The organism is Wolbachia endosymbiont (group A) of Andrena hattorfiana (genome assembly GCF_947179565.1).
In the GTDB taxonomy this organism is placed as follows: Bacteria; Pseudomonadota; Alphaproteobacteria; order Rickettsiales; family Anaplasmataceae; genus Wolbachia.
This window is the reverse complement of the sequence record NZ_CAMXBT010000002.1, coordinates 589,986-603,392: the sequence shown is the minus strand read 5'-3', so window position 1 is coordinate 603,392 and position 13,407 is coordinate 589,986. Positions and strand designations below refer to the sequence as shown.

At 35.0% G+C, this 13,407-nt stretch carries 11 protein-coding genes, 1 tRNA gene and 1 pseudogene; 5 read left to right on the top strand and 8 right to left on the bottom strand.

Annotated elements, in window-relative coordinates; all coding sequences use genetic code 11:
- Positions 1-243 precede the first annotated feature (243 nt).
- The 7 genes and pseudogenes from OM966_RS04780 to OM966_RS04750 all read right to left on the bottom strand — a co-directional run bounded on the left by OM966_RS04780 (position 244) and on the right by OM966_RS04750 (position 7,907).
- Positions 244-372: a hypothetical protein gene (locus OM966_RS04780; protein WP_264328353.1), complete on the bottom strand. Its 129-nt coding sequence runs from the start codon at positions 370-372 to the stop codon at positions 244-246.
- Between the two features lie 101 nt (positions 373-473).
- Positions 474-1,976 (bottom strand): recombinase family protein, encoded by a 1,503-nt coding sequence (locus tag OM966_RS04775; RefSeq protein ID WP_264328354.1) that lies wholly within the window; start codon positions 1,974-1,976, stop codon positions 474-476.
- Positions 1,970-2,326, bottom strand: a pseudogene (locus tag OM966_RS04770) (DUF2924 domain-containing protein); the annotation flags it as partial. The pseudogene OM966_RS04770 and the gene OM966_RS04775, both read right to left, overlap by 7 nt.
- Before the next feature lie 199 nt (positions 2,327-2,525).
- The gene (locus OM966_RS04765) at positions 2,526-3,473 is read right to left on the bottom strand and encodes an IS110 family transposase (RefSeq protein ID WP_264328356.1); all 948 of its coding nucleotides are present in this window, start codon (positions 3,471-3,473) and stop codon (positions 2,526-2,528) included.
- 118 nt (positions 3,474-3,591) lie between these two features.
- Positions 3,592-5,121 carry an ankyrin repeat domain-containing protein gene (locus OM966_RS04760; protein ID WP_264329012.1) on the bottom strand — a complete coding sequence of 510 codons (1,530 nt, stop codon included), beginning with the start codon at positions 5,119-5,121 and terminating at the stop codon, positions 3,592-3,594.
- A gap of 750 nt (positions 5,122-5,871) precedes the next feature.
- The gene (locus OM966_RS04755; protein ID WP_264329011.1) at positions 5,872-7,029 is read right to left on the bottom strand and encodes a porin; all 1,158 of its coding nucleotides are present in this window, start codon (positions 7,027-7,029) and stop codon (positions 5,872-5,874) included.
- A gap of 62 nt (positions 7,030-7,091) precedes the next feature.
- Positions 7,092-7,907, bottom strand: a complete 816-nt coding sequence (locus OM966_RS04750) for a hypothetical protein (RefSeq protein ID WP_264329010.1) — start codon at positions 7,905-7,907, stop codon at positions 7,092-7,094.
- A gap of 504 nt (positions 7,908-8,411) precedes the next feature.
- Here OM966_RS04750 and OM966_RS04745 point away from each other — a divergent pair.
- From OM966_RS04745 to OM966_RS04725, 5 genes are all read left to right on the top strand, one after another.
- A complete protein-coding gene (locus OM966_RS04745; RefSeq protein ID WP_264329009.1) occupies positions 8,412-8,558 on the top strand; it encodes a hypothetical protein in 147 nt (48 codons plus the stop codon).
- Between the two features lie 206 nt (positions 8,559-8,764).
- Positions 8,765-8,842: transfer RNA gene (locus OM966_RS04740), tRNA-Arg, on the top strand.
- 82 nt (positions 8,843-8,924) lie between these two features.
- Positions 8,925-10,043: a molecular chaperone DnaJ gene (dnaJ, locus tag OM966_RS04735; protein ID WP_264329008.1), complete on the top strand. Its 1,119-nt coding sequence runs from the start codon at positions 8,925-8,927 to the stop codon at positions 10,041-10,043.
- A gap of 217 nt (positions 10,044-10,260) precedes the next feature.
- On the top strand, positions 10,261-11,895 hold the full coding sequence (locus OM966_RS04730; protein WP_264329007.1) for a ribonuclease J: 1,635 nt from the start codon (positions 10,261-10,263) through the stop codon (positions 11,893-11,895).
- Between the two features lie 9 nt (positions 11,896-11,904).
- Positions 11,905-13,167, top strand: a complete 1,263-nt coding sequence (locus OM966_RS04725; RefSeq protein ID WP_264329006.1) for a Tol-Pal system protein TolB — start codon at positions 11,905-11,907, stop codon at positions 13,165-13,167.
- On the opposite strand, the gene OM966_RS04720 is transcribed toward OM966_RS04725, so the two are convergent.
- Positions 13,158-13,322, bottom strand: a complete 165-nt coding sequence (locus OM966_RS04720) for a hypothetical protein (RefSeq protein ID WP_253309122.1) — start codon at positions 13,320-13,322, stop codon at positions 13,158-13,160. The two genes, OM966_RS04725 and OM966_RS04720, sit on opposite strands and share 10 nt — an antisense overlap.
- Between the last annotated feature and the right edge of the window lie 85 nt (positions 13,323-13,407).

Sequence of the window (13,407 nt, the reverse complement as noted above, 5' to 3'; positions counted from 1 at the left end):
TAATAATTTAGAGATTGTTCTAGAAAAGTTTACCATTTACCTGAAGCTTTGAGCATAACATTTTGTCCTCGGTTTGAAGGAGATTGTGTAATAACATACAGGTCTATGTCTTCCACTTTCTCGAGCTTGGTTATACAGCGCAAAACCCATACACGTCATTCCCACATCTGCTGCCACTGCAAAATGAATGGAAATGTTCAAAACATAAAGTGCAACACAGCTTACCAATAACGCTGATACCAGTTACAATTGGTTGATTTGATGTTTTTCGTATATAGGATTTCCTTTACTATAAAAACATGGTTCTATTTCAGCAGAAAAGGGGTTGTTATGTGAGTTTGACTCTTGCTCAATAGTTTGCTCTGGTTTCATATATAAATTAAAAATCTTTACTATTCATACTAATATCCTCATATAATTTAATGTCAGTTTTTGTAACACTGGTTCACGTCAAGACTATTCATTTCCTTTTGTTAAACGGTGCAATTAAAACCATAAAATCTCTTCATTTGTTCACTCCACAGTACCGGCATTTCCCTCAAATCAGCTAGCTTTAAACTTCTTGGCTGTCTTCCATTTACTATGTCTTCTTTAATTTTTGGTGCTAAATAATTCAACCTCAAAATTTGCTGTATACGTCTTGTACCTATATTAATTTTAACGCTCAGCTCTTTCAGACTTGCATATTTTCCTTCCTCTAGCTGACGTTTCCACAGATGGGCTCTCACCACTGCTTTGAGTAACGCATTATTTGTTTTTCCTTCTGGTTCTACTACTGTGCATTTATTTCCTTTCTTCTTTATTGGTATAAATTTTTCCTCTGATTCAGAATGCACTTCTATTCCATCTTCTTTCACCAATACTGTTTTTATTAACTTTTTCACTACTTCCTTCTGTTTTCCAAAACTTAAATTTTCCCATTTTTCTTTTCTTGCTCCTTTTTCCCAATTTTCATATAAACCTTCTGTTCTCTTCATTATTTCCTTTTCTACTTCTCCGGCTACTATTGTTCGATTTACTGATTCACAATTCTTTCCTCTTAAATGGTTATTACATATATAATATCGGTACCTTTTATTTTCTTTTTTTGAGTATGTCAGCGTCATATTTACACTGCAGCTCTTGCACTTAATTATTCCCCTAAGCAATGCTTCCTCATATTTTACTTTTCTATATGGTTGATTCTTTATCAATTCCTGCGCTTTTTGCCATTTTTCTTCTTCTATTATCGCCTCATGCTTTCCTTTATACTGTTTCTCATAATGTCTTATCTTTCCCATGTATATTGGATTTGTTATTATTCTCCTTACCGTTGCCTTTTTAAAGATATCTGATTTTGCTTTCGTTCGATATCCTTCTCTGTTTAACTCTCTTGCCAATGCTGCCATTGACTTCAGCTCTACATACCTTGCAAATATATGCTTCACCGTCTTTGCTTCTTTTTCATTTATTATTAATTCCTTATCTTTTACATCATACCCTAGCGGCAAAGTTCCTCCCATCCATAAACCTTGTTCTTTTGATGTTGCTATTTTATTTTTTACTCTCTCTACTATCATTTCTCTTTCTAGTTGCGCTGCTCCTGATAACACTGTTTGTACAAACTTTCCCATTGGCGTATTATTGTCAAATATTTGTGTTACTGCTATAAAATTTACTCTATGCCTTCTAAAAAATGACGTTACTTCTATGCTGTCTTTTGTTTCCCTTGATAACCTGTCCAGCGTATATACTACTACACAATCTACTTCTCCTGCCTTTACATCTTCAAACAATTCCTTTATCGCTGGTCTATTTAAATTACTCCCTGAAAAGCCTCCATTGTCATACTTTCTTGCCAATGCTACCCAGCCCTCTTTGCTCTTTATATATTTTTCACATGCTACTCGCTGCGCGTCAAGACTATTAAACTTTTGTTCTAGACCGTCTTCATTCGATTTTCTTGTATAAATTGCGCACCTTACTTCTTTTAGCATCTTTTCTCCTTGTCTCTCATTCCAAATAGGAGAGGCCGATTATAGCTCATTCCCGTTATTCTGCCTGCTACTGCTGATAATGACGTATAAAATTCTTCTCGGTAGATTAAACCCTTATCTGTTACCATCACTGCATGCGTCTCTTCACCCCTTTCTAATATCAGCTCCGTTCCTGCTACTGGCAATTTGTCACTACTTATTCTTTTTCCCTTCTCTAGCCGATCTGCTAGATACTCTAGTCTTTTTGCTACTTTTCTTGACATTTCTCCATACGCTTCCTCCTGCATTCTATAAGCTAATCTTGGTATCAGATATTTCTTTGAGTATCTAGGCGTTTCTTCCCCAAATATCAACTATGTTTTTTTAAAAATTTTTTATTTGTAATTTTGCAACTTCATATGGGCAATAAAAACCCATTTGTTATAGAAACAGAATTTTGTATCAAACAGCCACCACAGCAATAACTGAAATTGGTTAATGAATATGCGCGTCCACACACATTAAAAGCGCATATTCATTAACCAATTTCAGTTATTGCTATGTAAATTTTTAAATATGCAAATTAACTGCTTCTTTAAGCCTTGCATTAGCAATCACTATTATTTTACGCATTAGAGCTGTTATAGCCACCATCTTCTTCTTACCACTTTCAATAAGCTTAGAATAAAAGGCACTAAGTGCAGATTTGGACCTTGTAGCAGCCATGGCAGCTGTAAAAAGCTTTGAACGAACGTTACTTCTTCCACCTATAATCCTTCGGTAGCCAATAGCTTTACCACTTTCCTTAGGATGAGGCGCAACACCTGCAAGGCTTGCAATTTGCCTTTTATTTAAAGAACCAAGTTCCGGTATGAGACACAATAAACATTGAGAGGTTTTTCTACCTATTCCAGGGACTGTTTCAAGAATTTTTTGGCATCGTTGCAATTCAGGATTTTCATTGACTATTTTTTGTATAGCTTGATCAAGCTTTTCTACCTGGTTGTTGAGGAATTCAATAGCTTGTTGACAACTTTCCTTAATGTAATCATTTCCAGGAGTTTTTAGCCTATTCTTCTCTTGAACAAGCATTTTCGTAATATCGTCACGACGCTGACAAAGTGCAAACAAGGTGGTTTGTTCTTTTGAGATAGGTGTAAATAGCTGCAAATGTCCACAACGCTCAGAACCATATTGGGCAAGCGCTTTTGCATCAAGACTGTCGGTCTTTGCCAAAGTTCCATGAGATAGAATGAAGTTTTTAACTTGACGAGTATTAGCACGATGCACAGCAATGTTTCTATCAATAAGAAAATACAATAAGCCAAGCTCATAACCTCCTGTAGCTTCTAAAATTACCATGGAGTTGGGCAAGATATTTGAAAATTTTTGGTAGAGTTGTTTCCAACCAACACAACTATTGTCAAATTTGATGACACCTTTTTGTTCATTAACTGCAGTAAAAAATTCAAGTTTTCCGATATCAATGCCAATAAAATTTTGATAAGATGTAACCATAAAGAACCTCGAGAGTTTAAGTTAAAATTTAAGATTGTAAACGGGTGCATATATATGTCCCAAACAACTATTCAAACGTCTCGAAGGATAGGCTTGAGTACCTTGATATCTACGTATGTTATAATACTACCGTCTTACGGTTGCTCAAGCCTGGCGATAACCACATTTTTATAGAGTTATCTTTCTTCTTGCTTCTTTTTATATCACATTTCCAACTTACAACAACCTCAGATAGCTTGTTTAGTCTATCTATTATTAGGCCTTCATCCTTTATCAATGAGCGATCTGCTCCATATTTTATCAAAAGTTTTGCTAATTCTTCATTGTCATTTGCAACAGCATAATATAAGGGAGTATGCCCAGCGCTATCTTGTGCATTAACATTTGCTCTATTATCTATTAGATACTTTGCAATCTCTACACAAACATATGCAGCAGCATAATGTAAAGGGGTCAGTCCATCTTTATCCTGTACATCAACTTTTGCTCCATATTCTACCAAAAGTTTCACTGATTCTTCATTATTGTTTGCAGCAGCACGATGTAAAGGGGTCATGCTATCTTTATCTTGTGCATTAACATCTGCTCCCTTATCTATTAGAGACTTTGCAGTCTTTATATCACCATTTGCAGCAGCATGGTGTAAAGGAGTCATTCCATTTTCATCTCGTGTATTGTGTTTTTCTAACTCTTTACCGATGTCTTCTGTGGAAGTATTTATTCCACTGTTGTTACTACTTTCATCAGTAGTCAAATCTAAAGAGGTCTGTTCCCCATTATATGTAGCACCGTATTGTTCCGAATGTTGATTATGACCGGTTTGTTCTATGCGCTTCTGATTATTGACAAGTCCTTGTTCTATCTCTTGCAACTTTTGCGCCACAGCATCTCTTTTAGCCTGTTCTCTTCCTAATGTATCACCTACTTTGTCTGTATTGTTTTCATTAATGATTGAGTTTGAAGAAGTCTGTTCATTCTCATTTTGTACATAGATTTTTCTGTTGTTTGGTGTAGTTCCATTGTTCTCTCCCTGACCTTTTGCATTCCATGCTTGCACTGCAGCAGTTATTTTATTTCCGCCCACAGCTAAATTTCCTGGAGTTTTATTATTAGGCTGCGGTAAAGTGCCTTGTCCATAAGTTAGTCTTTTCTTTCTTGCCTCAGCATAACGTTGTTCTCCTTCCTCTAACATTTTTATTATAGCATTTTTACCTTTTACATCGCCGACAATATCCCTTGGAGTTCGGCCTTGACTATCTTTTAGTGAAGGATTTGCGTTAGCATCTAATAAAAGCTGAACTATCTCTTGATGACCATGCAAAGCAGCAATGTGCAAAGCAGTGAATTTAGAATTAACATCACCCGATATTTGTTCATCAACTTTTACTTTCTTTTCTAGTAGGAGTTTTACTATTGGTACACTGTTACATTCCACAGCAAGATGTAACAATGTGTAACTTGCAATTTTATCTAAATCTTGTACCATGAATAGCTTATCTATCTTCAAATTGTTATAAGTGCTATATGCTTCTGGGTTTACACCTTTTAGCTCACTCCCTATTCTTTCAAGCAAATTATCCTTATTCAAACCTTCACTCTCACTCACATTGCGTATTATTTCAAAAAACTTTTCCTTTTCTATTACCATAACCTTTCCTTTCAATTTATTTATTATTGCTGAACAGTCTCACAAAAAAGTTAAGTTTATCGAAATTCCGTGTTTGATCTAAAAATTAGTCATAAACATTTTCTTGTCTGTCATCCAAGTAGCTGACACTGGTTTGCTCTATAGTGGTATCATCCCAGTACCTTCTCCTGTCATCCCAGTGTCTGGGCACTGGAATGACACCATTTCCATGAATATTGCTCTTAATTTGTAACTAACCTAAGCCATGAATATTAAGAAATTTACTAAACGAAAAAAAGACAAAAGAAGCCCCATGGTTGGCTAGTTATTTATATGTACTTCAAAATATTGGCGTTTTTTATTCTAAACGCTGCAATTTAGCTGCTTTTAAATGCGACTAACCTAAATTATAAACGTTAAGAAATTTACTGAGCGGAAAAAAAGGCAAAGAAACCCCAGGGTAGCTAGTATTCAAATTCTCCCTTGTCTATTTGACGTCTTTTACTGTCTTAAACGCTTTATAAGCGCGTTTCGTCTTGTATAGGTAGAAACCTAAAAGTTTTATAAAGACATGAGGTGCACATAGTGCAAAAAATTAAGCATGATTTACGCCAAATACATTAAGTTTTTTTGTCATTAATCCACTGCAGAGATTGCGAAGATAAATAATCAGCTTCAGTACCATGATAAGGGGGCTGGCAAAATGTGTCAAGTAAGTTTTTCGTTTCTATGTTATCCGCTACTTGGATGACAGGAGGCAATATAACCTCATTAAAAACTTAATTTCAGTCCAGTCAAGAGCACATAACCAGAGTTGCTATTTTCTACTTCAGGCTCTTTGGTACTAAATTTTACAATATCGAAATAGTATGAAGTGCCCGTAAAAAATGGATATTCAAGGCTTAAAGCATATGATGTTAACTCGTTTGCTGCAATATCCCTACCACTATTGAAATATGTTAAGCTCAATTTACGAGAATCAGAATGGTAAGCAATACCTGCATTCATATAATACGTATTATTTATTTCAGGATTACGCTTCTCACCAGATTTACCGCCATTACCATACGAAAAAATGCAATCAAGATCGAACAATTTTAGCTCCAAACCAAAATTCCAGTGCAGTAATTGATTACGACATTCATAATTTTTAGAAGTTCCATCTGAGCAATCAGTTAAATTTTCTCTTGCAAATTCACCAGTTAAGGCAGTAGTAAAATTTATATCATCTGATAGGCCATTTTTACAGGAAAGGCCAGCAGCAATTAAATTGCTGTACTGTAAGTTATTTTTTCCTGGGACATAACTGAACCCGAGTTGAAAGTTATAGATTTCAGGGGAGATGTAGTTAATTGATGATTGTTTTAACCCTAGTTCGAGTCCATTATAATTACTGTAAATGTTGGGTTTTACCCAAAATACCTTGTCTTTATCATATCCAGGGCCATTATCTCTGTTTTCGTTACCACGCAAATTTGCATAGTTTGTCCAATGACCATTTACTCCTCCAGCAGCTGTATAAATTTTTGAAGTGTTAATTAACATGCCCTGACTAACTAAACTTCTTTTACCATATTCAATTGATCCAAGCACCTGATTTTTAATGATGAAATACCATTCCTCCATGTCTAACTTTTCTATGTCTAACGCTTTTAGGTTTGCAATACCAGAAACTCCTGCCTTAACATTAAACCCCATTTGAGTATTTGGATAAACTTGCTGTAAATAAAGAAAGCGCAAGTATGAATAACTTGAAGTTTTAGCCTTAGCATTGAAAGAACCTCTGTTGAAGGCGTAGCCGAATCTCAAATCTATTTTTCCGTCTAGTTCTACATAAAATATTTCCTTATCCAAAATTGCTCTAGAGCTAGCACTACTCTGCAAAAATAATGATGAAAGCAGTGCTACCAGGTAGTACCTTAACTTCATAAATAAACTTAAATTTTTATAAAAATTTAAGTTTAAACTCAATATAAATAAAAAACAACTTTTCAGAAGGCGCCGCTGGTAGATTTTGCTGCCCGTTTTTGAGCTATATTCCCATAAATTATTGATACACTTGGTAATTTTCGCTTTAATAACTGCTTATTAATGGCAGAATGTATACGATTAATTATTTTAGACGTACTTTTTACATCGCAGTTAATCAAAACAAAAAGCACTTTATTCTCATCAATATACCCTAGAAAATCATCACTACGGCAATTTTTACAAAAATGTTCTATGATAACTTTCAGTGCATCATTTGTCTCACTACAGCTACTATTTAAGCCAATCACTCCTATAGCTGCATTAATTTGATGTTGAAAGGCAAAATTTAATATAACATATAACTCTAGAATAGTAGACTCATTGTTTGGTATATCGAATAAGTCATGGTTTTTATATTTTTTACCCATTAGATATTCATCTCTAAAGATTCCTAATTTATGAGACAAGCTGATATCACGTATCAATAGCTCATAATTTATTTTATTACTAGCAAATTGTGCAGTGCGGAAAACTTTTACTTTTGTCTTTATATCTTCTCCTTTAGCATCAGTTAAGAAAAAACCTATCACTTTAGGTAATACATCAAGTAAATCGTGTCCATTTTCGGTGTACTCTAAATAATTCTTCATGTCGTCAGCTGCTCTTGCACTTAAAATATTGATTAACGGCTTATTAAGTAAATTCCCTTCCTCGTATTTTAACAAATTCCTTGCGGCTTGATTGAGCCCTAAAATTAATACGTTTTTTTTCTTATTATCCTGACAAACAGATACCACAGCATCATCTTTCCTTCTTGCAGTTATGAAATCATCCATACTTTCATTCTATACAGCATATTTATAAGTATAATAAGATTATATTAAAATTTACTTACTTATTAATATGCTTGATTAGATATAGATAAAATGTCATACGGGATGGCTTTGTTAGCTATTTTAGGTGGTAATAAATGGATAGTCAAGCAAAATTACATTTGTAACTTTGCTTGACTTATCCGTTTTTTTTATATCTTTATTACAATCATAACCTCTAGCTCTGAGTTATACCCCTTTGTTACATTGTATTAGATGGAAGTAGAACAAGTCACGTTTAATTGTTCTGAAAGATCTACTATAGCTAACTGAAAAAAGATTACCCCAAAGGGATAAAAAGGTATAAAATGGCTTTAGATAAGGTAGAATGATGCCAAAGTGAGAATCTGAGGGGACGTGTTTTGAAAGTAGGTAGCTTGTGCTATTTACCCAGTCTTACCAGTGTGGGGTTTAGCTATCCTTGGCGTTAATTCTCTCGTATATTTTGCTGGTGGTTTAGCTTTTCATATGAAGCATGAAAAAGAATCAGACAATATTGAGGAGGCTGAAGAAGCAGTTAGGAATTATGGACCACCTCCTCCTTACTCTCCTCCTTATAGTGAATTTAATAATTCTAATGCGGAACAGCAGTTTGGGAATTGTGAGGGGTTCTAAACCCACAACTGTACAAACATTGCAATTTTAGATCCAGTGCCTTGACTACAAATGTTCGTATAGTTGTGAGCTTGACCATAAAATGATTCTTAAGAAAACAAATGCAATTTTTTGCAGGTTTCACGTATGATAAAAATTAACAGTTTTATTTTTAGCCAAATTAATTGAATCAAGCTACAAAACCTGCTAAAGTTAACTTTATGAAAGCACCCTTAGCTCAGTTGGATTAGAGCATTTGACTACGGATCAAAAGGTCGGGCGTTCAAGTCGCTCAGGGTGCACCACATTTTATAGGAAATAGAAGTCACACTTGAAATTAATATATGCAATACCTACCTTTAAACGTTAAACACTAAACTATTATATATGAGCAAAAAAGACTACTATGATCTGCTGGAAACAGGAAGAAATGCCAGTATTGATGAGATAAAAAAAGCGTATAAAAAATTAGCGTTAAAATATCATCCTGATAGAAATCCTGGCAATCAAGAAGCAGAGGAAAAATTTAAAGAAGTAACAGCTGCATATGAAGTTCTATCTGACTCTGAGAAAAGGGCAAGCTATGACCGTTATGGCCACGAAGGTGCTTCTGGTGGGTTTCAAGGCTTTAGCTCTGCAGGAGATTTTAGCAACATATTCAATGACTTCTTTGGTGGAGGATTCGGTGGTGGTGCAAGTAGATCAAGAGCAAAGAGGAGCACAACAGGAGTGTCTGGAGCAGACCTACGTTATGATCTTGAAATTACCTTAGAAGATGCATTTAAAGGAATACAAGCGCCTATACATTATGTGACAAATGTAAAATGTGACACATGCCAAGGCACAGGTAGCGAAGGAGCAATTAAACCAGTTCAGTGCCCCACATGCCAGGGAAGCGGTAGGATTAGAACTCAACAAGGCTTTTTTACCATCGAAAGAACATGTACTACATGCTATGGGGAAGGAGAAATAATACAAAATAAATGTAAGAAATGTGGTGGAAGTGGACGTAGAAGAGATGAAGTAAATATATCCGTTTCAATTCCAAAAGGCATAGAAGAAGGAGCTAAGGTAAGGATAAGTGGTAAAGGAGAAGCTGGAACAAGAGGTGGAAAAAGTGGAGATTTATACGTATACGTGAAAATAATTTCCCATAAAATCTTTGCTAGAAATAAAGCAGATTTACACTGTAAAGTGCCTATAAGAATGACACTAGCAGTGCTTGGTGGCGAAATCGATGTCCAATCAATTGATGGAGCTAAAATAAAAGTAAAGGTCCCTGAAGGCACTCAAACTGGTACCCAACTACGTTGTAGGGAAAAGGGTATGCCATATATGAACTCACATGTTCGTGGTGATTTATATATACAGGTAATAGTTGAGACTTTAAATTTAAAAAATTTAACTAAAAAGCAAATTGAACTATTAAAAGCACTTGAAGAAGAGGAAAATGCAAGTGTACAACAGCAATCTGAAGGGTTTTTTAGTAAAGTAAAAAAAAAATAAGAAATCTGCTAAATGACATGAAGGAGTAACTGTTTACGGGTTTTCATTTAATCCTGCAATTCTTTGACCTTATTAATGGAAAACTTAACAATAGTGTTGATATCAACATTATTAGCCAACAGAAACTTCTTAGTTCCTTAAAATTATGTAAAAGCAAGAAATTTCTTTATTTAAGGTCGAAGTTTTGCTATTCTCAGGTTTTAATAATTTAAATTTAATGAATATAAACAAAAATGAGTTTTTATTTCTTCCGCTTGGGGGAGTAGGAAGAATCGGGATGAATGTTAGCCTATATCATTATCAAGGTAAGTGGATTATGATCGACCTTGGTGTTGGTTTTGCAGATGAAACTATGCCAGGTGTTGAGCTGCTCATTGCTGATGTAGATTTTATTGCTCAAAGAAAAAAAGATTTGCTTGGAATAATAATTACACATGCACATGAGGACCACTGCGGTGCAGTGCCCCACTTGTGGGAAGAGTTGCAGTGCCCCATATATACAACAAAGTTTACGGTTAATTTTCTTAAGGAGAAACTAAAGGAGTTTCGATTAGAAGATACAGTACCTGTGAAAGAGGTGGACATAAATGGCAGCACAAATTTGGGTCCTTTTACCGTCGAGTTTATAAATATAACTCATTCAATTCCTGAGGCAAATTCAATATTAATTAGCACTGAAATGGGTAGTGCACTCCATACCGGAGACTGGAAATTTGATCCAAAACCTGTTGTTGGATTAACTTCTAATATAGAGCGTCTAAAAGAAATTGGCGATAAAGGTGACCTGCTTGCAGCAATTTGCGATTCAACCAATATATTAAGCAAGCATCATCCTGAGTCAGAAGGTGAAATTTATAATAACATTTATAACATAATAAAGCGGTCTAAAAAATTAGTTGCTGTTTCGCTATTTGCTTCAAATGTGGCACGAATTGAAACGATAAGCCAAGCTGCAAAAGCACTAAATAGAAAAGTAGTTTTACTTGGTAGATCTTTATGGAGAATAGTGAAAGTTGCGCAAGATAGTGGTTATTTAACTGATTCTCCTCAGTTTCTTGAAGCAAAGGAAGCAGTAAATTTTCCAAGGGAAAAACTGGTGCTACTTTGCACAGGTTGTCAAGGTGAGCCACTGGCAGCAACTTCAAGGCTTGCTAATAAGAGTCATCAAGCATTTAAAATGCAGCAAGGTGATACCATGATCTTTTCGTCAAAAGTCATTCCTGGAAATGAAACTCGTGCGCACAACATGCTCAATGCCTTTATTGAGATGGAGGTAGAAGTTGTTACTGAAAAAACAGAGCATGTTCATGCTTCTGGGCATCCAACAAGAGAAGAGTTAAAGGAAATGTATTCTTTAATAAAACCGAAGATGTCTATTCCAGTTCACGGCGAATATATTCACACGCATGCACATGTAAAATTTGCTAAAGAGTGCGGTGTGGCAAAAGCAATAATGATTGCACCAGGTGATATTGTTAATTTGGAGAACGGAGAAAAAGTTGATTCAATCAGTGTTGACTACTTTGGTATTGATGGTATGCTGCTACGTCATCCGGAGAGCAGTGTTATAAAAATGCGTAAAAGAATGAGAGATGCCGGAGTTATTGTGGTAATAGCAGTTGTAAACAAGAAAAATAAATTGCTTACTAAACCGAAAGTATTTGTACCTGGTGTTTTTGAAGTGCTAGAAGATGCAGCTATTATACAGAAAATTGTCAAGAAAGTTGAGTCGTTGTTTAGTTTGCAGCCAACAAAAAAAATTAAAAATAAGATTGAAAGTTCAATATTGAGTATCTTAAAGGAATATTTACTAAAAAGACCTATAATTGAAGTCCAGATAGAACAGGTATGAAATGAAAGAATGAAGTTATTCGTTCAATTAATATTGCTTGTTTCGTTATTTATTCCTTATTTTACAAAAGCTGCTTTATATGTTGATATAAAAAAAAGTAGTGTTGGTAACATTGGTCTTGTTGTATCTAAATGTACATGTAAAACAGCGCTGGAAAGCGAATTAAGCGAAAATATTGCAAAGGTAATAGGAACAAATTTATCTAATTGTGGCTTATTTAATGTAAAACATGGCGCGGAAGCTGAATTTAAACCTTGGAAAAGCGATACTGTAGTCACAGTAAGTTTAAGCGAAGTATCTGGTAGTGCATTAGAGCTATCATTTCGTTTATTTGACACTTTTACAAAAAGAGAATTACTTACTCAGTCAGTTGTTTTTCCAGCAAAAGACTGGAGAAAAATTGGTCACCTCGTTTCGGATGTGATACATGATAGATTGATTGGTGAGAAAGGGCACTTCAACACAAAAATCACGTATATTGCTGAAGAAAAAGATAGCAATTATAAATCCGTACGTAAAATTGCTGTGATGAATCAAGATGGAAGTAATATAAAATACTTAACAAATGGCGATAGATTTGTGTCAACACCGAGATTCTCACAAAATGGAAAGGGTATTGTTTATATCTCATACGCAAATGGTAAAAGTTATGTAGTATTAAAAAATTTAAAAGACCACACTGAATCAATAATCAGCGCATTTGAAGGAGTTATTTCTGCACCAAGATTTTCTCCTGATGGTAAATCTCTTTTAATTTCCCACTCATTGGGTGGTGAAACGAATATATTATCTTTGGATTTAAGTAGTAAACGGACAAAAAAAATTACTAAAGGTTCAGCTATAAGCACTTCTCCCTCTTTTTCTCCAGATCAAAAGTATATGGTTTTTAGTTCCGATATGAGTGGGAGTCAGCAGCTGTATGTTATCGATTTTACTAACAAAAGTAAAAAACCTAAAAGAATTAGTTTTGGAAGTGGAAGATATGCTACGCCTGTTTGGTCGCCAAAAGGAGATCTGATAGCTTTCACAAAGATTCAGTCAGGAAAATTTTACATAGGAGTTATGAAGCCAGATGGCAAAGAAGAACATCTACTTTCAGAAGGGCATAAAATTGAATCTCCGGCATGGCTACCAAATGGTAGAGAAATCATTTTCACAAGAACAGAATCACCAAGCAACTCTAAACTATATTTAGTAGACTTAGTAAAGAAAAATCAAAAAATGGTTTCCACTCCCACAAATGCTTCTTTACCGGATTGGTCTTATTCTTGAACTACTGAGCTGCATGCTCCACAGCATTGATTTATTGCTACATTAACAAGATATCCCGCTACACCACCTACTATAGTACCAGCGATTCCTGACAACACAACAGTTGCAATTACTCCAATAGCAGCAATTTCAGGTATAATTCCCATTGTAGCCATTGTGGCTCCTATAGCGCCAAACAATAATGCTGAGCTTATAATTATCCAGCTCCTCCCTGAAGATTGTTTTTGTGGAGAATTATGT

What these genes read in the sequence shown, in the direction of transcription:
- dnaJ (WP_264329008.1), top strand. Translation starts at nt 8,925, where the DNA reads ATGAGCAAAAAAGACTACTATGATCTGCTGGAAACAGGAAGAAATGCC.
- OM966_RS04730 (WP_264329007.1), top strand. Translation starts at nt 10,261, where the DNA reads ATGAATATAAACAAAAATGAGTTTTTATTTCTTCCGCTTGGGGGAGTA.
- OM966_RS04765 (WP_264328356.1), bottom strand. Translation starts at nt 3,473, where the DNA reads ATGGTTACATCTTATCAAAATTTTATTGGCATTGATATCGGAAAACTT.
- OM966_RS04745 (WP_264329009.1), top strand. Translation starts at nt 8,412, where the DNA reads ATGAAGCATGAAAAAGAATCAGACAATATTGAGGAGGCTGAAGAAGCA.
- OM966_RS04750 (WP_264329010.1), bottom strand. Translation starts at nt 7,907, where the DNA reads ATGGATGATTTCATAACTGCAAGAAGGAAAGATGATGCTGTGGTATCT.
- OM966_RS04725 (WP_264329006.1), top strand. Translation starts at nt 11,905, where the DNA reads ATGAAGTTATTCGTTCAATTAATATTGCTTGTTTCGTTATTTATTCCT.
- OM966_RS04720 (WP_253309122.1), bottom strand. Translation starts at nt 13,322, where the DNA reads ATGGCTACAATGGGAATTATACCTGAAATTGCTGCTATTGGAGTAATT.
- OM966_RS04780 (WP_264328353.1), bottom strand. Translation starts at nt 372, where the DNA reads ATGAAACCAGAGCAAACTATTGAGCAAGAGTCAAACTCACATAACAAC.
- OM966_RS04775 (WP_264328354.1), bottom strand. Translation starts at nt 1,976, where the DNA reads ATGCTAAAAGAAGTAAGGTGCGCAATTTATACAAGAAAATCGAATGAA.
- OM966_RS04755 (WP_264329011.1), bottom strand. Translation starts at nt 7,029, where the DNA reads ATGAAGTTAAGGTACTACCTGGTAGCACTGCTTTCATCATTATTTTTG.
- OM966_RS04760 (WP_264329012.1), bottom strand. Translation starts at nt 5,121, where the DNA reads ATGGTAATAGAAAAGGAAAAGTTTTTTGAAATAATACGCAATGTGAGT.